Genomic DNA, 24,233 nt, shown 5'->3' on the forward strand with positions numbered 1-24,233 from the left:
ATAAAGTAGAGAGTAATTCTAAGAAAGTGGTGAACAAAATGAAAAAATGGCGCTGCACAGTATGTAATTATGTACATGAAGGTGATACTCCGCCCGACAAATGCCCGATCTGCGGGGTGGGACCGGATAAGTTTGTGTTAATTGAAGAAACGGAAGCTGTTGCCCCTGTTAAAGAGAAAAAATGGCGTTGTACCGTTTGTAATTATATCCATGTGGGTGATACTCCCCCTGACGTTTGCCCGGTCTGCGGCGTGGGACCAGAAAAATTTGTGCTGGTTGAAGAAGTCGAGGATGGTTTAACTGATAAAGAAAGAGAAGCCTTACAGACCTTATTATTCAATGTCAGCTACGGTTTATATATTATTTCATCAGTCAGGGATGAAAAACTCAATGGGATGGTCTCTAATACCTTCATTCAGGTTACCAGCACGCCCTTAAAAGCGAGTGTCTGCCTGGGAAAAGGAACCTTGACCTCAGAATATGTCCGGGAATCCGGCGTCTTTGGGGTTTCCATTCTGGGTAAAGACAATCATGATCTGATCAAACATTTCGGTTACCAGAGTGGAAGAGATGTCGATAAATTTAAAGATCTCAGCTATATTACCGGCAAAACAGGCTGTCCCGGCTTGTTGGAAACGCTCTGTTTTGTAGAATGTGAAGTGGAGCAGACAATTGATCTGGGTACCCACTATATGTTTATCGGCAAGGTTGTCGATGGCGATGGATTCAGCAAAGATGAACCGATGACCTACGCTTATTATCACGCAACCCGATAGAAAAAAACATGAGAGAAAACCATGCGAGAAAAAGTCGCATGGTTTTTTTTATTTGCTCAAAAGATCGTATAGGCGTGGTTTAATGATAGCGGTCGTAAAGCGTTAGCAAAATATCAGGTGGAGATATTGACAAAAATGGCGCTGGATGATATATTGAATATATATTCAATATATCATCCGGGAGGAAGCATGGCTCGATCAAAGGAACAAAATGAAAGAATGCGGGAAACCCGTAAAGAAAAAATTCGAACAGCTGCGTTGTCACAATTTGTTAAACAAGGGTTATTTGCCACCCGGATCCAGGACATTGCAGTTGAAGCAGGTATTGCCCAAGGGTTGTTATATCATTACTATGGATCAAAAGAAGAAATTTTTGTAGATCTAATCAATGATGCACTGGATAAAACAATTGAAGCATCCTATTCGGTCCGTGATATGGAGGCCGACCCCGGTGAAAAAATCCGCTTTGCTTTGGAGAGACTGGTTGAGATTATTGAAAATAGCCAGACATTTTTAGATACTTGTCGGTTGATTACCCAAGCCACCAATTCAACCGCAATCCCTCAGGCTGCCCAGGATCTGATTCAGGAAAAACGGAACATCCCATATCAGGTCATCGAAAAAATTATGGCGGCGGGACAAAAAGAAGGAACGATTATAGCGGGAGATCCTAAAATGCTGGCTATTTTTTTCTGGACGAGTATTAATGGCCTGGCAATATATTATTCTACCAATAATAATCGTGAGGTAAAACTGGATTATCGGGTGATCGCATCGATGTTTTTAGTTAAAACTGAAAGAGAAAGTGAGGAATAAAGTTAGAATGACTGCAAAAGCAAAAATGATGCACTATACACTGAAATATCGTCATCTCCTTAAAGGGAAATTACGACCGGAAGAGATTGATCACAACACTTCAATCGAAAAATTGCGTCGCGACTGTGATGAAAGTGCCACCCGTTTTTTTAAACCAATCCCGGGCATCAGTTTTATCCCCAGTGACTATCCGGGGGTTTATGCGGAATGGGTTGAGATTGAAAATGCTCCGGATGAAAAAGTGGTACTCTATTTTCATGGCGGCGGTTTTGTCATGGGTAATGCCCGGTCGCACCGAAATATTGTCGGGAATTTCGTCAAGTACTTAGGAATTAAAGCCCTGGTGTTTGACTATCGGCTGGCGCCGGAACATCCGGCACCGGCCGCTGTCAATGATGCTGCAGCGATTTACAGTTGGCTTCTTGAACAGGGGTATCAAGCAGAAAATATTGTCTTTGCTGGTGATTCGGCGGGCGGTGGGATCGCACTGGCCACCCTTTTAAAATGTAAAGATGATAAAATCCCCTTACCGGGAACCTGTGCCGTATTTTCGCCGTGTACCGATATGACAATTTCGGGCGAGTCCCATATAACTCGGGCAAAGGCTGATCCCTGCACACCTAAAGGGGCAAATGAAACCTATCTGGGCTACTACGCTGGTAATGGTGATCCCAAACATCCCTATGCATCGCCATTATTTGGCGATTTAAGTGGTCTGCCACCAACGATTATTCAGGTTGGTGATAACGAAACCTTAAGAGATGATTCGACCCGTTTTGGCGAAAAAGCCAAAGCCGCCGGGGTTGATGTGCAATTAAAGGTATGGAAGGGGATGTTTCATTGTTTTCCGTTATTGGCACCACTGTTTCCCGAGGCAACGGTGGCCCTGGAAGAGGTTTGTCAATTTATCAGAAAAAAACTGAACGATTGAGTTTTTCATTAAACGAACAGTACTTGATATAAGAGGGCAATTAAAGAAGTAAAAAGGTTTCCGCCAATTCAGGCGGAAACCTTTTTAGAATTCATCATCATAATTTTTAATCCCATGCAAGCGGATCTTATACTGCAGATTTTGGCGTGAGATACCCAAGTCACGGGCGCTTTTTGAGATGTTCTGATCATTGCCCTGCAAAACGTCGATGATCATTTGTTTCTCAATTTTATTCAGGGTATTTTTAAGATTTTTGTCATCGATACTGGCCGATAGATATTTTTCATAGATTTTTTTATCGGAAATATTCTTTCTTAAATAACCCGGCAGCAAATCAGGGGTCAGAATCGTATCCTGGTATTGGGCAATATAAATGGCATGGGTCACGGCGTGTTTTAATTCCCGGATATTTCCCGGCCAGTCATGGGAAAGTAGAATTTCCTGGGCTTCGTCAGAAACTTTGAACAGCTGCTTTCCCATGGCCGCCTCCTTCAGTGGAAAGGAAGGCCGGAACCAGATCTAAAATATCTTGTTTGCGGTCTTTAAGCGGTGGCAAGTGAATCGAGAAGACCGCCAGACGATAATATAAATCCGAACGCAAACGTTTTTCTTCAATGGCTTTGAGGGGATCCTGATTTAAGGCACTGAGCAGGCGGATATTGGCGGTTATTTCTTTGTGTCCCCCGACCTTCCGGTATTTGCCAGTTTCTAAAACCCGCAGTAGTTTGGATTGCAGACCCATGTGCATGGAGTTAATTTCATCCAGAAAAATGGTGCCACCTTCAGCGGTTTCCAAAAGCCCCACGGAATCAACCGCCCCGGTAAAGGAACCTTTGACGGTGCCAAACAAGGTACTCTCCAGCAGATTTTCCGGAATGGCACTGCAGTTGATGGCCACAAAATGTTTGTGGGCCTGGGGACTGGCATTGTGGATACTCTGGGCAAAAACTTCTTTACCGGTACCAGTGGGCCCGGCAATCAGGATCGGGGCTGTGGTTAGCGCAGCAATTTCCGCATGGTGAATGCACTCCGCCATTGGGCCACTGCTGCCAATAATGTCTTTGAAAGTAAATTGGGTGCCATTGTTTTTTAGTTGCTGGGATTTTAAGTCGTTTTGAAGCTTATTGATGGTATTGGCCATGTGAATATAGTCCGAAATATCCCGGTAGATACAAATGGCGGCCTCGACCTTTTTTGGATCAGTTTTCGAAAAAACCGGGTAGGTGCTACTGATCACATCGGCAACTTTTCCAGAGGGGGAGGTATATTTGACATGGACATCCTGAACCTTTTTTCCTGTCTTCAAAACCAGGGATTCCATCGATTCATTTTCAAGATAATCATAAATATCAGACATGTTTTTACCAATGACGTCTTCGTGTTTCATATTCTCGATGATTTCACAGCCCTTGGAGTAGCAGATGATTTTTCCGCTGGCATTGACAACATGAATGCAGACATCTTCGATGCGTTCAACATCCTGAATGGGGAAAGAATTTTCGCCAAAAGCCTCTAAAATGAATTCTTCTTTTACTTTCACTGGTATTCTCCGTTTCGGGTTTACTGAATAAACAGTATGATAACATGAAATCCAAAAAAATCATAGAGACAACCCCGAATGGGGGTTGTCCGTCTGATTGATAAGGGGATTAAACACAGATTATTGATAATTTTTTTCGATTTTTTCAATCTCGGCCAGGATTGAAGCTTCCAGAGCCGGAACTTCGTGGGTTTCCAGAATTGTATCAATTTTGGCATTGACCATCTCAAGAATATCGGACTGATCAGGGTTAACCATCCGGCGCTTAAAGAATTCCGGATACCAGACGCTTCTAAAATTACTGAGGGTGTGCATTTCATTGAGGTAGTGACCACCGTGACCAACGCCTTTGATGACATCCATAGCCAGGGTTTCTTCATTGACTTCGACACCGCTGGAATAAGCCGACAGCTCGTTGATCATTTCATTGGCTAATACCACCATGGCCGGGGCGACCGAGTTGCAATGATCCAGGACGCCGATATCATGAACGATGTTGGCCTTGCTTAAAATCGAAGAGAAGAGCTCCATCTGAACCTCAGCAACCGACTGGGGATCGACGGTTTTGGCATCGCTGCAGCCCGCTGTGCCATAGAAGGGCAGGTTGTAATAATTGGCCAGCTCTGAGGCAGCCGCCACCGATTTATGGAACTCGGGAGCGCCATAAGAACCGATGGTGGTTTGCATGTCAAAGACAGTTGGCATCGAACCGTAAATAAGTGGCGCACCTTCATTAACCGCCTGGGTAATGACCACACCAGCTAAAATTTCAGCGTTATTTTGGGTTAGCGCACCAGCGATGGTAATCGGAGAGGTGCCACCCATCATGCTGTATGGCATGTAAACCACCGGGATTTTATTGGTAGCACTGATAAAGAGTTTTTCAGTGCTTTCCACCGGATGGGTCAGTGGTGGAATTGGCTCACAGTAGTTAAAGATAAAGGGCTTTTCAGCCAGTTCTTTGTGTCCACCGGCTACAATGGCGGCGATGTCAATGATTTCCTGAAGTGATTCGATGTCATTGGTGGAAAAATTGATGGTTTTGTCAAAATTCTTCAGGGTTTCAATAAAGGTCACCTGCGATTGAACCAAGGGGTCGACATCGGCACACATGCCGACTGATAGAATAAAGCTGATGTTGGATAGATAGCTGCCCAGTTTACACATGTTTTTGATGTCTGACTTCAGGTAGGGGCGGGCCATATTGGTTTTGTGATCAAGGATCTCCAGTTGATCGGAATGGGTTCCGAAATAGACATTGTTTTTGCTGTTGATTACCATATTGGGCTGGCCGTCCCGGGTATAAAGGGTCAATTCTTTGGGGATGGTGTTTAACGCCTTGTCAACAACGGCTTTGGGGAACTTAACCATGTCGCCATCGACGCTGCAGCCATACTTTTTCAGCAATTCAATGGTGCGGGCACCAACGATGCGCATGCCAAAATTCTCCAGCAGATCCATGCTTTTTTCGTGAATGGTTTCGATTTTATTTTTATTTAATACATTAAATTCAATATTTCTTTGTGTGGTTTCCATAATGTCTCCTTAAGTCTTTAGATGATCGCTATTAAATGCGTTCGCGATAGTTTGCCGGAATATAATCGTTCAGCAGGGCAGCCTGTTCCTTGGTGATATCTGGCGTCGTATAGGAAGCCAGACGTTCCTTGACGGCAGTCTGAACGTCATGAAGAACCGGCTTGCTGCCATTTTCCTGCCATTGGTTGGGGTCTTCTTTATTGAAGTACTTGGGAACAAAGAATTCTTCTTTGAACATCTTCGGAGTTCGACCCTGGAGGAAGTTACCCCGAGGGCCGATTTTGGCAATCAACTCGTGGCAGAGGTAGTTCTCTTCGGTATTGATGCCTTTAAGCAGACGGCGATTCATCCGGTAAGTGTCTTCATCCATCAGGAATTTTTCAAAACTCAAGATATTAAAGCTGCCGAGAATCCCACAGGAATGCAGCACCAGATCGGGAGCTGCTTCCAGGGTGGAGCGGATCATCATATCGGATTCAATTCCAGCTTGCATATCAAAATCTTTGGCGTCACTAAGTAAGCCGCCAGTCCGGCAGGGCAGTTTGTAAAAATCAGCCAAGCCCCGGGTGGCATAAGAAATTAAAGCGGTTTCCGGGGCACCGATGCTTAGCTGAACAGTGCGCAGGTTGGTGGAAGCCGAGGTTTGGCCATATACCACCGGTAAGCCGGGTTTGACCAGTTGAGACATGACCATCCCAGCCAATACTTCAGCATTGGTCATGGCAATCAGTCCGGCCACAGATGGCGGTCCGGTGAGGACCGGCATGGCGCAGGGGCTGAACCAGACGGGCTGATTCATGTCAGCGGCAATCAGGAATTTTTCCAGCGGGTCATGGTCAAAACATAAGGGCGACAAAGAGTTGACATGGACGATATTATTGTACACACCACGGCGGCCTTCAAATTTTTCGATCAGTTCCAGACCTTTTCTAAAAGATTCCCGGATGTTGGATTTTAACGGGAAGGTATTGGCCTGTAAGTGCAAGGCGGTTTTATTGGAATATTTTAAAATCATGGCGATGGGGCTAAAGACCCGTTCATCCAGGGACAGGTTTTTGTCATCCAGGAAAATATTAAAGTAGTTACAATTGATGACATCACTGGTATCGGACAGCTTAAACTGCGCAACGGCATCGTCATTGGTCATTTTATGTAAATGGCCATTTTCCAGTCGGAAAATATTACCGACACCCGGCATTAAAATCAGGCTACCGCCGCCAAGGGTATGGTTGCCTTTGGAGTTTTCGATGGTAAAGGTTTCAGGAATGGTAGCGATCGCCGTCATGATTAATTTTTCATCAAGAAAGACGGTTTCGCCATCAATCCGGGCGCCATGATTTTTGAAAATTTCCAGGATTTCCGGGTGCTCGAATTTGATTCCAACTTCGGAAAGAATTTTCAGCGACTCGGCATGGATAGTCTGGACATCTTCTTTTGAGACGTATTTTTCATATGGTTTCATTGTTATAATCCCCTTAATTGAGTTTTTTCTTTACAGACTAGCGTTTCGGACACGATTTAGATATCACCATAGTAATCACGATGAGAAACACAGGAGTAAGCATAATCCAGCAAAGTTCCCCAGCTGAATACCGGTAGATCCACGGCCCGTTGAATGGCCCGGGCAAATGGCTGCATGCCGGTACATTCTAACATAATGGCCTTAATATCCGGGTGTTTGGCGATGAATTCTTTGGTTATGCGAATCATATCCTTTTCGGATTCATCATAATAACTTTCCGGAATCTCCGGTCGTTTTTCATGATCCCAGAGGGTGTCAAATTGCGGGCAGCCGTATTCATCCTGGGCACCGGCGATATAGAAGTTACTGTTTAGATCAATGCCAACTTTTTCCAGATGGGTATCGGTCAGGAACCGTTTTTGAGCGCAGATAATGCCAACGGCACTATCGGGTCCAATGGTTTGCTGAATAAAGGGGACCTGTAGCAGACTGGACATAAACACCGGAATGTCAACGGCAGCAGCAACATCTTGTTGGAAATAAGCGAAATAGCCGCATTCAGCTGCGATCGCTTTACAACCCATTCGTTCAAGGTTTTTCGCCGCCTGAACAATCGGTGCCCGACAGGGTGTTTTGTCCTGTTCCCATACCAGGGTGTAGTTATCTACTCCCTGAGCAATTTCATACTGAATCGGAAAACCCCAGGCACTGGCATTACGGACATCGCCAGGAAAACCGGGATAGGCATCATCCAATACCATAATACCGATACCCATCCCATAACAGGTATGGTTTTTTCGGGTAGTCATGTAATTAATTCCTAAATCTCTTTGCATTTCTTCCTCCTGAATCGTTAATATGTATTTAATAGAGTTTTGCTATTTGCTGATTTAATACTAGCAAGTATTGTGCCAAGATCTGAAACGCTTCCAACGAAAGCAAAAAATGTGGCGCTCTGTGGGCAGCTCAAAAAAGATCCGCAGCAGGACTTTGCATGGCCAAGCGATCAGCACGATTCAGGTATCCGATTAATGAAAAGAATACGGAATTGACATTATAATAGAAGGCAAACAACGAAATAAAAATAATGCAGTAATCCAGACAAAAGGACGATGTGGTGATTTTTAAAGAAATAGCAGATCAAGTGCAAAAAATAACGACATGCAAAAAATAGCGATGGTTAGCAGAAATCCCTGTTTTAAGCAGGTTTTCTGTAATGGTTTTCAGACAATCTGATAAAGCGGTGCATAATCTTTTGCAGGACTATGGAACCATTGTAAAAATGACGGCTTAAAATAGGCTTAAAACGGTATAAATTTAAAGATCGGATTATTTTACGAATTGGCACAAAGCTTGCGATAGATACCGGATATAAAGCAGTGGCTAAATATCTGTGGGAGGTGTCAAAAAAAGCAGACGGGTTTCATGGCAAAACTGTAATTTTTGGGAAATCATTATTCTTATGTGTTTACAGGTTTAAAACAGAAAAATTTAGGAGGAGAGAATCTTATGTTAAAGCGAATACGTATTGTTCCGGTTGCGATTCCCATCGTATTAATGGGTATTATTCTCATTATCGGATTTATCAGTCCCGATGAGTTTACCACCATTATGACCGATTTCTTTATCGCATTGATGGAAAATGCCGGTTGGATGGTTTCCATCGGGGTATTGATCTTTGTTGCTTGTATGGCAGTATTGTTTCTGCATCCCTTCGGGAGTATTAAATTTGGTGGGAAAAACGCCGTGCCCAAGTATAAAACCTGGATCTGGTGGGCGATCTCACTTTGTGCCGGGATTGGAACTGGAATTGTTTTCTGGGGTGCAACCGAGCCACTGATGCACACCTTTGCGCCACCACCGTCAGTTGGTTTGGAACCCGGCAGTCTGGATGCCGTCATCTGGGGGATGAGCAAATCCTTCCTGCATTGGTCATTTTCACCCTATTCCATTTATGCGGTAGCCGGGATCACCATTGGTTATGCTTACTATAATATGAATAAAAGCTATACTGCCAGTGCCGGTCTTGTATATTTAAACGATGGCAAAGAATTGAATGCCAAGATTAATACCATCATTGATGGGATCATTCTTTTTGCCATCTGTGGTGGGGTTGCCGGTTCACTCGGCTACGGATTACTGCAGATTGGTAGCGGACTTAATTTCGTGTTCGGAATTGAACCGGGGCCAATGGTTTGGGCGATCATTGCCTGTGTTATTATTACTTCCTACACCATTTCCAGTGCTACTGGTCTCGATCGTGGGATTGCCTGGCTCAGTGATAAAAATGCCTGGATCTTTATTGCCCTGATGATCTTTGTGTTGATTTGCGGACCGACTGCCTATGTGTTTAATCTGTTTACCCAGTCATTTGGTTATTTTGTCAATAATTTTATTGATTTGAGTCTGTTCACCCAACCAATTGTTGACAGTGATTTATGGCCGCAATGGTGGGATATGTACTGGATGGTTGACTGGTTGTCCTTTGGCCCCATCGTTGGTTTGTTCCTGGTAAAACTGTCCTACGGCCGAACCATCCGCGAATTTATTGTCGTTAATGTCATTTTGCCAGCGATGTTTGGTATTCTCTGGTTCAGTATTTTTGGTGGATTGGCATTGGATCTGCAACTACGAGGTGTTGCTGATATGTCCGGCTTCCTGACGGAAAACGGCGCCCAGGCGTTTATGATGTACATCTTTGAATTCCTGCCCTTTACCGAATTAATCCGCATCATCATGCTGGTTACAATTGGTTTATCCTTTATTACCCTGGCGGATTCGATGACATCAACTATTTCGACCATGTCATTAAAACAATCCAAAGGTGTAAAAGAAGCACCCCTGCCGATTAAAGTATTCTGGGGCGTCTTCATTGGTTTGATTTCGCTTGTATTTGTTATAAGCGGTGGGATTGACGGCATCAAGATTGTTAAAACCATTGCCGGGTTCCCAATTCTCTTTATTGAACTGGCGATGATCCTTGGCTTCCTGTATCATTTATTCTCCGGCAAACTAAAGCGGGATGAATTGGAGTATGCCGATTTCATGGATGGTGAAGTGGCAGCGGCTGCGGCTGAGGCCGAAGCGGAGCTGGCAGATGCCCATATCCATAAAAAATGGTATACCCTGGAAAAGCAAAAAGATAATAAAAAAAATAAAGACGAATAAAGTGTTCCTAAAAAGAGTGTGGCTTTAAGCCAGACTCTTTTTTAAATGCGTCACTTGCTTAGTCGGGGATTCTGGTGAGTATCTGATCAGCTGTTTGAAACAATCATTAAGCTATGAAGATAGCGCTGACAAGATCCCCGGATTTGTAAAAATAAACCAGTCTGGCGATGCAAAATACGGTAACATGCAAAAATACGTGACATCCGTCAGAAATCCCATTAAATCAATACTTAGCGTGAGTTTTTTAATAAATAAAGGTTATCGAAGGTCTTTGATGGTTTGAAATTTTGCACCTGAATATTTGGAACAGACCGAAAGGTCGCTGGCAAACGACAGGAAACCCCCGAACACTTTAAAAAGTGTGCAGCTTCATATCTTGGCACGAACCTTGCTTTAATACTGCAGTGAGTAAACAAACCATCAATTATTCCAAATTGAGATGATTAAAAGGAGAAAAGATATGGCAGACATGAGTTATTTAAAAGACAAGCCCATTGCAGTATTGGGGGCTGGTGCAGTTGGTAAGGCGATCGCTGGTGACTGTGCCCTGGGTGGCGCAAAAGTTCGAATTTGTGATTTTGAACCGTTCGCCGAAAAAACATTAAAAAATGTTGAAAAAGTAGGGATCAAGTTCTTTGGGGAGCAAGTTAATCTTTATGGTTTTGAGCGGGAAGGCTTTGCCAAAATGGATAAGGTGACGACCGATGTGGCCGAAGCGGTCAAAGGTGCGGGCATTATTGTCGTAGCGACGCCTACTTTTGGACATAAACCTTTTTTCGAGAAACTGATTCCTTGTCTGGAAGACGGACAGGTTATTCATATTTTCCCCGATAATTTTGGTAGCTTGATCCTCCGCAAAATGATGAGGGAAGCTGGATGTACTAAAAATGTCATCGTTGGTGGCTGGTCAAGCTCAACCTATGGTAGCCGGGTGGAAATGCCAGGGGGTGTGATTACCCACAAAATCCGGGTTTATTATCGGGCCATTACCCTACGTGGAGCTGCTATGCCAGCGACGGATACAGAAGCCTTTATTGAAAGTTCAAAATATTTGCCATCAATGGATGCTGTCACCGAAGGCGAAGGCGCTGTCGCCGGGGATACCGTTTTAGATACCGGCTTCTCGAATGTTAATCCGGTGCTCCACTGTCCGGGAGCCATCCTTGGGGTCTCCACCATGGAAAACTTTGGTACCATTTTTGGCGAAGATAAATTTAAATTCTCAATTTATTCCCATGCCTATTGTCCTTCGATTTCTCAGGTTCAATATACCTTCTATCAGGAAGAATGCCAACTGGCAGATACCATTGGCGTGGGCATTCAACCCTATGAAAAAGAGCATTTCTTCTCCCGGGAAAATGTCCTGGGCCAGGAATATATGGGCCTGGATTACCTGATTCCGTTTGATAAGCAGGATCCAATCCAATACGGTACCGGTCCTTTCACCATGGAAAACCGCTACATCACCGAAGATATTCCGGTTGGCTGTTATGTTTATCAGCAACTTGGTGATGTCTATGGGGTTAATACTCCCGTTGTCGATTCAATGATCAGTCTGGCCTGTGCCATCCTCGGTCGAGACCTGACTGCCAATGGTTATACCCTGGAATACATTGGGATTGACAACATGACTAAAGAAGAATTAAACGACTATTTAAGAACCGGAAAACTCAAATAGTCACCCCGCTATTCTCAGACACCCCTTAAAATAAAATAACCCAAGACCCTCAACCTTTCGCACGCTTTTAAAGCGTGCGATGGTGGATGGTCTGATAAGCAGACTGGTCTGAAAAAATATTAAAAACCTTAAGGAGCGAATGATGAAAAAAAGTATTATTAATTTTAGAGAAATGGCCGAAAAGAAAGAAAAAATTGTCTATATTACCGGCTATGATTATTTAACGGCCAAATATGAAGAACGGGCTGGCGTCGATATGATCCTGGTCGGTGATTCACTGGGAATGGTAACCTTAGGTTACGAAACAACTTTTCCGGTAACGATGGATGATATGATCGCCCATTCATCAGCGGTCAGACGGGGTGCGCCCAATACCTTTATTGTTGGTGATATGCCCTATATGTCCTATCAGATTTCTGATGAAGAAGCCGTTTTCAATGCCGGACGTTTTACCAAGGAAGCCCTGGTCGATGCCATTAAGCTCGAAGGTGGAACCGAATCGGTTTGCCAGCGGATTAAAGCCATTGCTGATGTGGGTATTCTGGTCATGGGACACATTGGCTTGACACCACAGTTTGCGGCCCAAATGGGTGGTTATAAGGCTCAGGGAAAAAGTGCTGGAGCCGCCATGGAATTATTGCGACAGGCCCTGGCCATTGAAGCTGCCGGAGCCTCCTTTATCCTGGTTGAAGGGGTTCCGGCGGTGGTTGGTAAAGCCATCACTGAACGCCTCAGCATTCCGGTTCTGGGCATTGGCGCCGGATCGTATACCGATGGTCAACTGCTGATTTATGCTGATATGGTCGGCTATTACGATGACTTTACCCCTAAATTTGTCAAAAAATATGCCAATGTCGGTGCTGAACTGTTAAAAGGCTTTACCGCTTTCTGTGATGAAGTTCGCAACGGTGCCTTTCCTGATGACAGCGTTCACACCTATGTGATTGCCGATGAAGAAGCCGCCGAACTGGAAAAATTGTTAGCCGAAATTAAATAAAACGAAGAAGGGTGAAATACTATGTTGAAAATAGCCGATTTAGGACAGTTTGTAATTGATGGCGATGAAGAGGGAATTATTGATCATGTTAATCTTCTGATTGAAGCCAAAACCGATCCGATTGCGATCATCAATGAAGGATTATTATCAGGGATGAATGTGGTTGGGGAAAAATTTAAGAATGGGGATATGTTTGTTCCCGAAGTGCTGATGGCAGCCCGGGCCATGAATGCCGGAATGGCTATCGTCAAACCACTGATCGCCGATCAAGACATGCCCAGCCTGGGCACCATTGTTATCGGCACCGTCAAAGGGGATCTGCATGATATCGGTAAAAATCTGGTGGTGATGATGTTAGAAAGTGCCGGTTTCAAGGTTGTCGATCTGGGCATCGATGCCAAAGTTGAACAATTTGTGGCGGCTGTCAAAGAACACAAGGCCGACATCGTTGGTATGTCAGCGATGCTGACAACCACCATGACCTATATGCAGGAAGTCATCAAAGCCTGTCAGGATGAAGGCCTATCAGTTAAATATCTGGTTGGTGGAGCACCCTTATCACCAGCATACAGCGAAAAACTAGGGGCCATTTATGCTGCTGATGCTTCAGGAGCAGTCGATACGGCAAAAGCGTTAACTGCATAGCTAAGCGTTGAAATAGACGAGACATTAAAGATTGTGACAGAAAAGCACCCTGACTCAGGAGAGCTTAGACTGTCAAAAAGAAAACCCAGTACCGACAATTGTTACATCATGTTGTACGCATCGGAGCGGACATGGCATAGCCTGTCCGATTCCGCAGCGAACAACAGATTAACAATTGGTCGGTACGGTAGTTTATCAACAACCTCAGCACTCTGAGTCAGGAGTGCTTTTTATAAATATGAAGTAAGAAAAATGAGGCAATTATGTCAATGGGAATCATTGCGGCCATGGCTGCCGCATTGGCGGCCGGACTCATTCCGGTATTAACCAAGGCTCTGATGCTGGATGGATGGGATGCCACCACAATTTTATTTTATCGGTATGCCGTTGTGTTTATCATTCTGGGACTGGCCTTTATCATCAAGAAGGAACGGATCAGGGTTACAAAAAAACAAGCTGTCGAGTTAGTTGCTTTTTCGGCAGTCGGCTATGGTGGATCCACCTTTTTATTGGCCCAGGCCTTTAATTATCTACCAATGGGATTGGCCACGATGCTGTACTTCTCCTATCCACTTTTTGTGGTGATGATGATGGCTTTGATTTTTAAAGAAAAACCCAATCGGATAAAAATGATTGCCCTGGCCATTGCCATCATCGGAATTATTTTTCTGATGAACTTTAGTCTCGATCTTGTCAACTGGGGGAGTGTATTGGCTTTGGGCTCAGGTCTGGCCTATGGCATTTATCTGGTCAGTCTCCAGCAAAGCAGTCTGAAAACCCTGGAAAACCGGGTGATTATCTTTTATCTGGGAGGGCTTTGCGCCGTCTTTTTTGGAATTCAGGGTTGGCTTTTTTCCGACAACTCGGAATTTTTGATACCATCGGCCAAAGGGTTTCTCCTGACTGTGGCATTAGGGGCGATTACTATTTTTGTACTACAGATGGTTACCTTTGCCATCAAGCGAATTGGCTCCAGCCAAACCGCATTGATCATCGCTTTTGAGGCCGTGGTTACCCTGATACTGGGAGTGGTATTATACGGTGAGCCCTATAATGGCAACACCATTGTCGGGGCTGGGCTGATGTTGGTTTCGGTAATTCTTGTCAGTTGGCGGACAGATCCCGACCCGTTATCCATTGACCATTAAGACGTAAGTGTAGGTAGCCGAAACCATGATGATCATCGAAAAAGAACGCAGGAAAGTAAGGTAATTAAAAAATAAACGAGAGAAAACAATAATGAGGTAAAGAAATGGGAAAAGATCTGATTTTAAAGACGTTAAGACACGAAACTGTTAATGAGGTACCCTGGGTGCCCTTTAGTGGTGTCCATGCTGGCTTTCTAAAAGGCTATACTGCCCGGGAAGTACTGACTGACGGTGATAAATTATTTGAGTCATTAATGGAAGTTCATAAGCTATATACCCCCGACGGGATGCCAGTGATTTTTGATCTGCAAATTGAAGCCGAAATCCTCGGCTGCGAGTTGTTATGGGCCGAAGATAATCCGCCGTCGGTAATGAGTCATCCCTATGCCGGGGAATTGACGGTGCCCTGTAAATGCAAGATTCCTAAAATAACGGACGGTCGTATTCCGATGGTGGTTGATGTGATGAAACGGGTTAAAGCGGCAGTAGGGGAGGACACCGCCCTCTATGGTTTGATCTGTGGACCGGTTACCCTTGCTTCACATATCCGTGGCAGTGAGTTTTTTATGGATATCGTCATGTATCCGGAGTTTGTTAAAGAACTGGTGGGCTTCTGCGTGGAGGTCTGCAATGCCATGTCGAGTTATTATATTGAAGCCGGGATGGATGTGATTGCTCTGGTCGATCCGCTAATTAGTCAGATTTCACCAAAATCAATTGAAGCCCTGTTTATGGAACCCTTTCAGGTGGCCTTTGATTTTATCCGCAGCAAAGGGGCATTAAGCAGTTTCTTTGTTTGCGGTGATGCCACCGTTCAGATGGATGTGATGTGCCGCACCAATCCAGACGGGATTTCGATTGATGAGAATGTCAATATCTATGAAGCCAAGAAAATTACCGATCACTACAATATCACCATTGGCGGAAATATCCCCCTGACTACCACCCTGCTGTTTGGTAATCAACAGGACAATATGAAATATATTGTCGACATGCTGGATAACATTGATCACCATAATCTGATTGTCAGCCCCGGTTGCGATATGCCTTATAATGTACCCATCGACAATACCGTGGCCACTGTCCAGGCGATTAAGCAAACCGAAACCGTTCGCAAGATGATTGAAAACTATGAAGCCGTTGATGAAGATATCCCCGTGGAACTGCCAGATTATGAAAACCTGGAAAAACCGCTGATTGAAATCTTTACTTTGGATTCGGCGACCTGTGCGGCTTGCACCTACATGGTCAAGGGCATCCTGTTGGCCGAAGAAGAATTCGGGGATCAGGTTGAGATTAAAGAATATAAATACACCAATAAAGTGGATATTGCCCGGACTAAAAAAATGGGCGTCCAGCATCTGCCATCGGCCTATATTAATGGCGAACTGAAGTGGTCCTCAATGATCCCCAGTAAGCAGGAATTAATTGAAGTCGTTGGTCAATACTTATAGCAATATATTCTTTGCCGGTTTGGATCGATATGACAGCAGGCAAAACAAAGTATTAATTAAAATGTGAACAGAAAAAAATAAGGAGAGAAGTCCACGAGTCGATAGCGAGGACGAATAAAGAATAGAATGTTAAATTTAAATGAATTGACACAGGCCCTGGGTGACTTGGAAGATGGTCTGGTAATGGATCTGTTAAAAGAGTTTGTGGCGACCAATCCATCGGAAGCAGAAGCACTTGAAGCGGTTGCTGCCTGTCAGGCGGGGATGGCAATTGTCGGCGATCTTTTTGAAAATGGTGAGTATTTTGTTGGTGATCTGATTTTTGCGGGCGAATTGCTGACCGAAGCCATCAACGTTTTAAAACCATCCCTGGGAAGTGGCGACACCAAAGTAATGGGAACGATTCTCTTGGGAACCGTCCAAGGGGATTTGCATGATATTGGTAAAAATATTTTCAGAAGCATGGCCGAAGCAGCAGGATTTGAAGTGGTGGATATGGGCATTGATGTTAAGGTTGAAACCTTTGTGACCAAAGCTCAAGAAATAAAACCGCAAATTATCGGCATGAGTGGAGTCTTAACTCTTGCGATTGATTCCATGAAGGATACGGTCGACGCTTTAAAAGAAGCAGGGGTCGATTCAAAAATTATTATTGGGGGAAATCCGGTGACCAAAGAGTCCTGTACATTGGTGGGTGCCGACGCCTTTACGACGAATGCGGCTGAAGGTATCAAAATTTGTCAGGGTTGGGAATAGGAGCAGTATATGATTATCATTGGAGAAAAGATCAATGGCAGCATCCCGGCAGTGAAGACGGCCATCGAAAATCGTGATGCTGCATTTATTGCCGATCGCGCAGTTAAGCAGACAGCAGCGGGGGCTCATTTTATTGATGTCTGCGCCAGTACTGCGCCGGAATATGAGGTTGAAACCCTGAAATGGTTAATCGATGTTGTTCAGGATGTAACGGATACGCCGCTGTGTATTGATAGTCCGAATCCCCGGGTGATTGAAGCCGTGTTTAAATATGCCAATAAACCGGGTATGCTTAACTCGATCTCGGAAGAAGGCGATAAATGCGACGTCCTGCTGCCGCTAATGGCTGGCAACACCTGGGAAGTGGTCGGCTTGACCTGCGATGATCGGGGGATTCCTAATAATCTTGAAACAAAGTTGGACATTACCAAAATTATGGTCGAAAAAGCTGACAAATATGGCATTACCCCGGATCGGATTCATATCGATCCCTGTGTTATGGCCCTGTCGACGGAAAATAACTCGATGCTGAATTTTGCTGAGGAAATTCGATCGATTAAGGCGCTGTTTCCGACCATCCATGTCACCGGGGCCATCAGTAATATTTCGTTTGGTTTACCGGTGAGGGGCTTGATCAATAAAACCGCCATGGCCTTTGCCATTCAGGCTGGCATGGATTCAGCCGTTATGGACCCGCTAAACCGGGAGATGAGAGAAACCATTTTTGCCACCTATACCCTGCTGGGACAGGACAAACATTGTCGAAAATACAGCAAGGCATTCCGAGTTGGCCAAATCGGATCCGTTGGAAACAAATAAGGAAAAACAGGACTGTCAAAAAAGATAACCCAGTACCGACAATTGTTACATCATGTTGTACGCATCGGAGCGGACACGGCAAAGCCTGTCCGATTCCGCAGCGAACAACAGATTAACAATTGGTCGGTACGGTAGTTTTTCGACAACCTCGGACTGAAGCACAGGCTACTTCAGTCTTTAAATAATAAGGAGCAATGGAATGAAGCTGATTTTATTGACAGGATTTTTGGGAGCGGGAAAAACAACCTTGTTAAAAAAGCTCTTAAACGAATACCAAGGCCGAAAAATTGGGGTTCTGATGAACGAGTTTGGTGAGATCGGGATTGATGGACAGTTGATCAAAAACGAAAATTTTGATCTAATTGAATTGAACAATGGTTCGGTTTTTTGCGCCTGCTTAAAAGAAAACTTTATCAACGGACTGGCTGAATTTTTAAATCATGAACTGGAAATCGTCTTTGTGGAATCCTCTGGGGTTGCTGATCCTGCCAATATGGGGATCATTCTTGAAATGGTGACGAAAATCACCGGTAAAGCTTATGACTATCTGGGATCCATCTGTATTGTCGACGGACGCTTCTTTCTCAAACAGTTCGACGTGATTGCGGCACTGGAAAAACAGATCATTTATGCCAGTAAGGTTATTATCAATAAAGCCGATCTCCAAAATCCGGAAACGCTTCAAGAGATTGCACAAAAAATTGCGACAATTAACCCGACAACAGAAATTTATCAGGCGTCCTTTTGCCAAGTACCCCTGGCTGAGTTGGTCATGACGATGAGCAGTCAAAGCAGCCAAAACAGTAGGTCGACAAATACCTGGGAAAGCCGTCCGCAGGCCTGTGTTTTAAGAACCGATGCGGTGCTTGACTATCAAAACTTTGAGACGTTTTTAGATGAGATAAAATTTTGCACCCATCGGCTCAAAGGTTTTGTCAAAACGGATCAGGGCATTTTTGAAGTGTGTGGCGTCAGTGACTTGGCGAGCCTGAAGCGATGGGACGAAGCGGTTGAAACGACCGAAATTGTGCTGATTTCGGCAGTTGGCATCCGGATGATCAGTGATTTGCTGCGACTCTGGAAACAGTATTTTGGTGATACGCCAATGCAGATATAATTCTGTGGGAGCGACGTAAAGATTGAAAGTCCATCAGGTCAACGATAATTATCCTTGCCTTCTTTTTACAGTACGGCTATAATTTAACCATACGGAGGTCGGAGATGAAAAAGCTGGGGATAATACTTTTGTTTTTTGTTCTGACAGTCTTTGGACTTTCAGGTTGCGGCATTGTCGACTATTTTACGGCGCAAAGGGAGCCCATTGTCGCTAAAAAACTGCCGGAAATGGTATTAAATGAGCCCTTTGTCATAACCACAGCCAATGGCGATTACAGTGTGACCATCAACGGAGCCAGAACAACGCCACAAAGAGATGCTAATTCCAAATCGAATCCCCAAGCGGTTATCTTTCTTGACTATAGTTATGAAAATATCAGCTATGAAAAGCGAAACAATATGGATTTCTTTTTGGCACAAGGGGATTTTATGGTTAGCGATGATGCGGGTAACGAGCTGGAGACTTATAATATAAAGGATCCCAAGCGGATGATTCAGGAAACGCCCATTGGTGGGAGTTGTGCGGCAAGCATTGCCTATGCTCTGGAAACGGAGAGTGAAAGTCTCACCGTCACCTTTGTCAGAGGAAAAGGCCGGGAAATTGCCCAGATTATTATTCCAATTGAAGAATAATGGGATAAAATTTCAAAGTGTTCCGATTTTTACAATAAGATCAGGATGAAATAGAGTATAGTAAGATCAGAAAGACAAAGCAGTCTGATTTCTTTTTAGGAAATCAATTGTTTTGTCTTTTTATTTTCGCAGAAATGAGCTTACTTGTAGGCGTTTTTTTTCAGGAAATAATGAAAAATATAACTCGGAATTTTTTGTGTGTTGTGGATTGTATTAGTTGAATAATAATGGGGGCAAAGGTGCTCAGATATCCAAAAGGATGTTTGGGCATCTTTTTATTTTAAAAAACACACCATCGGGACACTTTTTCAATGACGAATAAGGTGTCAAAAAAAATTAAGAAGGAGATTATTATGGAAAATCAGAAAAAATTGGGATTAGGCTCTGCGGTATCAGTCTGTGTTGGTCTGATTGTAGCAACCAGTTGTTTGCTTTTACTTGGTCAGGGAATGGGTTTGGCAGGTTCCGGGTTTATCATCTCGTTAGGAATTGTACTTTTTTTAAATGTGATGCTGTCGCTGACATTTGGTGAGCTTCATGCCATCATGCCAGAGGTGGAAGGGGGTCTTGGACAATATACGCTGGCGGGACTCGGCCCGGTGGCATCCATTATTTCAAACCTTTCCGCCTATGTGATTACCATGATTTTGGCGTCATCGGTGGAAATGGCAATGTGTGGAATGGTAATCAATCAGATTTTCCTACCAATGATTCCAGCCCCGGTCCTCAGCGTGGTGTTATTGGCAATTTTATTTATGGTCAATTATAATGGGGTCGATATTTTTGCCAAGGTTCAAAATGTTGTGGTTGTATTACTGATCGGTTCATTGATTGCCCTGGGGATTATCAGCTTTTTTAATCTGGGAACGGGAACCGTAATTACCGCCGCCCAGCAAACACCAGCGCCGGTAACCGGGATCAGCGGCTATGCATCGCTGGCCGCTTTGGCATTCTGGTTATTCATTGGCATTGAATTTGTTATTCCCATCGCCAAGGATTTAAAGAATCCCAAACGTGATGTAACCCTGTCAATGATTCTTGGTCTGTTATTGCTGTTTGGAGTTCAGGCCATGCTTGGGATTGGGATGACCCATTATGTTACCCTGGAAGCCCTGGCCAGCTCAGAAATGCCGCATATGTTATTTGCAGAAAATCTATTGGGTCAATTTGGTGTCTACTGGATGGGGATTGTGACCTTGCTGGCTGGAATCAGTACCGCCAATACAGTTCTGGGCAGTGTCAGTAAAATATTATCGGGAATGGCCCAGGATGAGATGATGCCGAAGGTATTTGCCAAAAAGAATAAACATCAAATCCCAGTGGCCGGGCTGGTACTGATTTTTGTCGGTGACCTGGCAATGCTAATTACCGGCTTTACCCAGTCTTCCGGTTTAGCCACAATTTTATTGGCGGCCTCATGTTTCTGGTTGGCATCCTATATTCTGGTCAATATTTCAGTGTTGGTCCTGCGAAGAAAATACCCGGATATGCCTGGCCGTAATAAAAAGCTGACCTTCTTTGGGATTCCCCAGCTGCTATGTATTGTTGGTAACATCTATATGATCTGGCATATTGCCGAAGGTGACACCCGATTGCTGGTCTATAAAATATTCTTCGGTCTGTTTGCAATCCTGATTGCCTACGCAGTGATCTGGGTAAAAGTGATTAAAAAAATCTCACTATTCGAAACGGCCGATGTTCATGAAATGAATTTAAGATGTCAAGCGGTAGGCGATACGGGGGTAAAGAATAAGCCGGTGATCATTGATTCACCAATTGTCTAACGTTAAACCGATTGCGTATCAAAATATTATAAAACAAAACAAACCACCACTGGTCTACTTTGCCCGGTGGTGGTTTGTCTTTGTGTTATAAATTGATTTTAAGTGGATGGGTATTTGATTGCAACACTTCTGCGAGTTTAGTATAATGAATGGCAAAGAAACGATTATCACGAAAATCGAAAGGATAGTCATGATGGATTCCAAGAATAAACGAATAAAACAAATGCTTACGAATTTTCTGATGATCTTTGTGCCGGGACTTCTGATTGTGACCATTTTTGCCGGGATTTTTATCAACATCAATATCGAAAATGGTAAAAATATCATTAAAATCAGACAGTTAAATAACAGCGAAATTGTTGGCGTCAACGTCAATTCAATTTTTGAAGATATCAAGTCAGATGGAAACATTATTTTAAATTCCAGTGAGATCAGAGCTTATGTGGGCAATATGACGGATGCCAATGTTCAGAACGAATTGAAACGGATCTTTTCCAATATGATGACCAACAAAAAAATCTATGATTCCATCCGGTTTATCGGTGTCGATGGCTACGAAAAAGTTCGGGTCAATGAGGTCGAAAATGGTACCACAGCAGTGGCAGACAGTGAGCTGGAATATAAGGGCGATCAGACCTATTTTCAGGAAGGGATCAAGCTTAATCCCGGCGAAATTTATATTTCACCGATGGATTTAAGCATGAAAAGTGGCGTTGTTGAAACACCACTTAAGCCACTGATGCGGCTGGTGCTGCCGGTGTTCAACGATAAAAACGAACGTCAGGGAATTCTGGTGTTAAACTATCTGGCTAAGAATATGCTGGATCAGATCGAAAATGATTCCAAAAGCAATATGGACATGAAAATACTGCTGTTAAATAATGAAGGCTACTATCTGCTTAGTGAAAACAGCGACAAGGATTTTTCCTTTATGTATGGTGATCAGCAAAGGATCTCATTCAGCCAGGAAAATCCGGAAATCTGGCAGGCTATCCTAAACAAAGGCAGCGGTTATTATGATGACGGCAGAGACCTGTATTTTTACACTCCGATCTATCCCTTAAAAGGCTATCAAAACCTGCATTGGGTCTTGGTTGGGGCTGTACCCCTGGATGTACTGGGGGTTTTCACCAATGAGGATAACCGAACCATTGTGCTCATTGCCGTTTTGTTGATTCTGGTTTTATGTATTATCAGTGTGATTGTTTCATGGTTGTTGCTGATCAGGAAAGAAGCCAGATCCCGGGAAAAAATAACCGATGGCATTTTTAAAAATGCCAAGGAAGGGATTATGATCATGGATGCCGACATGCAGATTGTTTATGTTAATAAGGCATTTTCGACCATCACTGGCTATTCCGAAGGTGAAGCCTTGGGTAAAAAGCCCATTGATTTAAAAACAGCTAAAACGCTTCGGGAGATCTACAGCAAAATCTGGGAGACCGTTAATGAAGAAGGAAACTGGAAGGGTGAAATTACCGATCAACGAAAAGACGGCACCACTTATCCCAAATATATTTCGATCTCAAAAATGTTTGATCGAAAAAGCAATACTCTCAGTAATTTTCTGGAAGTTTTTGAAGATTTAACCAGTGTCCGAATTACCGAAGAGGCCATCAATAAAATTAAACATTATGACGAAGCCACCGGGTTACCTACCCAGGTGCTTTTTGAAATGAAAGTCCGGGAATACATCAAGCAGATTGATCGGATGGCTGTCGTGGTGCTTCAGGTTACAAATTTTAATACGCTGTATGATAATTTGGGAAAAAAATCAGGTGCCATTTTAATCAATGAAGTTTCCCGGCGGATTCAGACTTTTTTGAGCGCTACGGATCTACTGGGAATTCTGCACAAAGACCAGTTTATAATGGCCCGTATCAACAGCAATGATAAGCTGGAAATGGGACATTTAATGAATAAAATGATAACCTATATCAGAGAACCGATCGAAATTGATACCGAGAAGGTTTACTTAAATGTGTCAATAGGAATCGCCGTTTTTCAGGATGACAGCGCTGATCTTGAAAAACTGATTGAATACGCAAATATTGCCAAAAATTATGCGCTGCAAACCGGCGATAATACCTATGTTTTCTATGAAAAAGAAATCCGTGAAAACTATCTCAATAATCTGAAACTGGAAACAGAGCTGCGAAGTGCTCTGGAAAACAATGAGCTCAGTTTAAATTATCAACCTCAGGTTCAGGTCGGCAGCAGAACCATTATTGCCAGTGAAGCATTGCTGCGGTGGCATAACAAAAATCTCGGCCAGGTCAGCCCGGGGGACTTTATACCCGTCGCCGAACGGACAAATTTAATCATTCCCATCGGAAATTGGGTTTTGGAAGAAGCCATTCGGCAAAACCAAAAATGGCAACAGCTGACCAATGAACCTCTAGGAGTGGCTGTTAACCTGTCTCCAGTTCAATTTAAAAAATCAGATCTGCCTAAAATCATCAAGGAACTGCTGGAAAAATATCAAATGCCCGCAGAATTATTGGAAATTGAGATTACCGAGGGAATTCTGGTGGAAAACATGGTCGGAACCGGCAGCCAGTTGGAGCAGATCAAAGCATTGGGGGTTAAGGTTGCCATCGATGACTTTGGCACTGGCTATTCATCACTAAAATATCTGCAAAATCTGAATTTTGACAAACTGAAAATTGACCGGGAGTTTATTAAAGATTATCCGGAAAATGATAGCGGCAGCATTGCCAAGACAATTCTGAACCTGGCTGCCCAATTGGAACTTCACGTGATTGCCGAAGGCGTTGAAACGCACGAACAGTTTTTGTTTTTAAAAGAAAATAATTGTCATGAAATACAAGGGTATTATTTTTCAAAGCCGCTTTCGGTTAAGGACTTTGAAATTTTGATCACTGAGCAGAATCAAGTGGATTAAAGAAAAGTATCGCATAATGTGGTATGATTGAAAACGAAGGTGTTGACCTTAAAAAAATGCTTAATTAAT

At 43.7% G+C, this 24,233-nt stretch carries 20 protein-coding genes; 15 read left to right on the forward strand and 5 right to left on the reverse strand.

All coding sequences use genetic code 11. The features are described from left to right. The first annotated feature begins 38 nt into the window (after positions 1-38). From CHL1_RS03530 to CHL1_RS03540, 3 genes are all read left to right on the forward strand, one after another. Positions 39-776: a flavin reductase gene (locus tag CHL1_RS03530; RefSeq protein ID WP_242871567.1), complete on the forward strand. Its 738-nt coding sequence runs from the start codon at positions 39-41 to the stop codon at positions 774-776. Positions 777-965: 189 nt separating this feature from the next. Next, the gene (locus tag CHL1_RS03535) at positions 966-1,592 is read left to right on the forward strand and encodes a TetR/AcrR family transcriptional regulator (RefSeq protein ID WP_070369983.1); all 627 of its coding nucleotides are present in this window, start codon (positions 966-968) and stop codon (positions 1,590-1,592) included. A gap of 7 nt (positions 1,593-1,599) precedes the next feature. Then, positions 1,600-2,523: an alpha/beta hydrolase gene (locus tag CHL1_RS03540; protein ID WP_250934627.1), complete on the forward strand. Its 924-nt coding sequence runs from the start codon at positions 1,600-1,602 to the stop codon at positions 2,521-2,523. An 84-nt stretch (positions 2,524-2,607) separates the two neighbouring features. On the opposite strand, the gene CHL1_RS03545 is transcribed toward CHL1_RS03540, so the two are convergent. From CHL1_RS03545 to CHL1_RS03565, 5 genes are all read right to left on the reverse strand, one after another. After that, on the reverse strand, positions 2,608-3,003 hold the full coding sequence (locus tag CHL1_RS03545; RefSeq protein WP_250934628.1) for an AAA-type ATPase lid domain-containing protein: 396 nt from the start codon (positions 3,001-3,003) through the stop codon (positions 2,608-2,610). Further along, the gene (locus CHL1_RS03550; protein WP_250934629.1) at positions 2,975-4,063 is read right to left on the reverse strand and encodes a sigma-54 interaction domain-containing protein; all 1,089 of its coding nucleotides are present in this window, start codon (positions 4,061-4,063) and stop codon (positions 2,975-2,977) included. Before CHL1_RS03550 ends, CHL1_RS03545 begins: the two co-directional genes overlap by 29 nt. Positions 4,064-4,183: 120 nt before the next feature. After that, positions 4,184-5,599 carry a trimethylamine methyltransferase family protein gene (locus CHL1_RS03555; protein ID WP_070369985.1) on the reverse strand — a complete coding sequence of 472 codons (1,416 nt, stop codon included), beginning with the start codon at positions 5,597-5,599 and terminating at the stop codon, positions 4,184-4,186. 31 nt (positions 5,600-5,630) lie between these two features. Continuing rightward, positions 5,631-7,079 carry a trimethylamine methyltransferase family protein gene (locus CHL1_RS03560; protein ID WP_338078309.1) on the reverse strand — a complete coding sequence of 483 codons (1,449 nt, stop codon included), beginning with the start codon at positions 7,077-7,079 and terminating at the stop codon, positions 5,631-5,633. Positions 7,080-7,117: 38 nt separating this feature from the next. Then, positions 7,118-7,897, reverse strand: a complete 780-nt coding sequence (locus tag CHL1_RS03565; RefSeq protein WP_070369987.1) for an aspartate/glutamate racemase family protein — start codon at positions 7,895-7,897, stop codon at positions 7,118-7,120. Positions 7,898-8,570: 673 nt separating this feature from the next. Here CHL1_RS03565 and CHL1_RS03570 point away from each other — a divergent pair. The 12 genes from CHL1_RS03570 (at position 8,571) to CHL1_RS03625 (ending at position 24,164) form a co-directional block, all read left to right on the forward strand. Further along, a complete protein-coding gene (locus CHL1_RS03570; protein ID WP_250934631.1) occupies positions 8,571-10,229 on the forward strand; it encodes a BCCT family transporter in 1,659 nt (552 codons plus the stop codon). Positions 10,230-10,689: 460 nt separating this feature from the next. Beyond that, on the forward strand, positions 10,690-11,907 hold the full coding sequence (locus CHL1_RS03575; protein WP_070369989.1) for an NAD/NADP octopine/nopaline dehydrogenase family protein: 1,218 nt from the start codon (positions 10,690-10,692) through the stop codon (positions 11,905-11,907). A gap of 142 nt (positions 11,908-12,049) precedes the next feature. After that, entirely contained in the window at positions 12,050-12,904 is an 855-nt protein-coding gene (panB, locus tag CHL1_RS03580; RefSeq protein ID WP_228881407.1) for a 3-methyl-2-oxobutanoate hydroxymethyltransferase, read from the forward strand. Positions 12,905-12,925: 21 nt separating this feature from the next. Then, the gene (locus CHL1_RS03585; protein WP_250934632.1) at positions 12,926-13,549 is read left to right on the forward strand and encodes a corrinoid protein; all 624 of its coding nucleotides are present in this window, start codon (positions 12,926-12,928) and stop codon (positions 13,547-13,549) included. Between the two features lie 263 nt (positions 13,550-13,812). Then, positions 13,813-14,697, forward strand: coding sequence for a DMT family transporter (locus CHL1_RS03590; protein WP_070369992.1), 885 nt, complete (start codon positions 13,813-13,815; stop codon positions 14,695-14,697). A gap of 104 nt (positions 14,698-14,801) precedes the next feature. Then, positions 14,802-16,151, forward strand: a complete 1,350-nt coding sequence (locus CHL1_RS03595) for a uroporphyrinogen decarboxylase family protein (protein ID WP_070369993.1) — start codon at positions 14,802-14,804, stop codon at positions 16,149-16,151. Positions 16,152-16,277: 126 nt separating this feature from the next. Further along, positions 16,278-16,907: a cobalamin B12-binding domain-containing protein gene (locus tag CHL1_RS03600; protein WP_228881419.1), complete on the forward strand. Its 630-nt coding sequence runs from the start codon at positions 16,278-16,280 to the stop codon at positions 16,905-16,907. A gap of 9 nt (positions 16,908-16,916) precedes the next feature. Continuing rightward, positions 16,917-17,726, forward strand: a complete 810-nt coding sequence (locus CHL1_RS03605) for a methyltetrahydrofolate cobalamin methyltransferase (protein WP_250934633.1) — start codon at positions 16,917-16,919, stop codon at positions 17,724-17,726. Positions 17,727-17,925: 199 nt separating this feature from the next. Next, positions 17,926-18,843 carry a CobW family GTP-binding protein gene (locus CHL1_RS03610; protein WP_250934634.1) on the forward strand — a complete coding sequence of 306 codons (918 nt, stop codon included), beginning with the start codon at positions 17,926-17,928 and terminating at the stop codon, positions 18,841-18,843. A gap of 104 nt (positions 18,844-18,947) precedes the next feature. Then, a complete protein-coding gene (locus CHL1_RS03615; protein WP_070369997.1) occupies positions 18,948-19,475 on the forward strand; it encodes a hypothetical protein in 528 nt (175 codons plus the stop codon). 353 nt (positions 19,476-19,828) lie between these two features. Continuing rightward, positions 19,829-21,259 (forward strand): APC family permease, encoded by a 1,431-nt coding sequence (locus CHL1_RS03620; RefSeq protein ID WP_250934635.1) that lies wholly within the window; start codon positions 19,829-19,831, stop codon positions 21,257-21,259. Between the two features lie 145 nt (positions 21,260-21,404). After that, positions 21,405-24,164 carry a bifunctional diguanylate cyclase/phosphodiesterase gene (locus CHL1_RS03625; protein ID WP_250934636.1) on the forward strand — a complete coding sequence of 920 codons (2,760 nt, stop codon included), beginning with the start codon at positions 21,405-21,407 and terminating at the stop codon, positions 24,162-24,164. Positions 24,165-24,233 lie beyond the last annotated feature (69 nt).

Origin of the sequence: Acetobacterium wieringae (assembly GCF_023700225.1) — a bacterium.
In the GTDB taxonomy this organism is placed as follows: domain Bacteria; phylum Bacillota; class Clostridia; order Eubacteriales; family Eubacteriaceae; genus Acetobacterium; species Acetobacterium wieringae.